Source organism: Serratia sp. ASV30 (assembly GCF_016428815.1).
GTDB classification, from domain to species: Bacteria; Pseudomonadota; Gammaproteobacteria; order Enterobacterales; family Enterobacteriaceae; genus Chania; species Chania fonticola_C.
The window spans coordinates 1-648 of sequence record NZ_JAELTL010000161.1 but is presented as its reverse complement, the minus strand read 5'-3'; the positions used below and the strand labels follow the sequence as shown (position 1 = coordinate 648).

Below are 648 nucleotides of genomic sequence, written 5' to 3'. Positions count from 1 at the left end.
AGATGTGTATAAGAGACAGCGTGGGCTCGGAAATGTGTATAAGAGACAGGGTACTGAAATATAGCGGACAGTCTTAATGTATTCGTACTGGATTTGGCTACAAATTCGCGAATGTAATAAAACTCATTGCCAGGCTTCATTTTTTGCAACAACGCCTCTCTGTGTCTCTTCCAGAGCGCGAGAGCTTTATCTGACAGTGTTAGTTGTGTCTTTTTTGTGTCATTCTCATTAATGTGTTCCTTTTGTTTGTTAAGCAGTGAATTTATTCTTTCATGAAAACCTTCGATTTCTGACCAGCGTTCTCCATGTGATACCACCTCGGTATTGTAGTGTTTAAGACTGTCCGTTTTGATGAATAAAAAACGGGATAAAAAACCACTTTCTTTGAATATGTTACCGTGCACATCCATAAAGCTCTCAAAAACACCGGGTTGAGTCATTAATGATGCTGTTAAACAAGGTGTAAAATGACAGTCTATCGTTCCTCCTCGACGGAAGTGATATGAGCTGCCATCCCAGGCATTATTTAAAAAACCTATTTTATTCTTGGGGCGATTGCCAAAATAGGTAATCGCCTCATCAGTAATAAGGCCTGCGTTGGGATATCGACTGAGACCGAAAATCAGGTCGGTCGCCGCAGTATCATTA

At 40.6% G+C, this 648-nt stretch carries 1 protein-coding gene; it reads right to left on the bottom strand.

Annotated elements, in window-relative coordinates; all coding sequences use genetic code 11:
* Nucleotides 1-648: DUF3987 domain-containing protein (locus tag JHD74_RS25895; RefSeq protein WP_199063895.1), on the bottom strand; the 648-nt coding region annotated here is incomplete at both ends.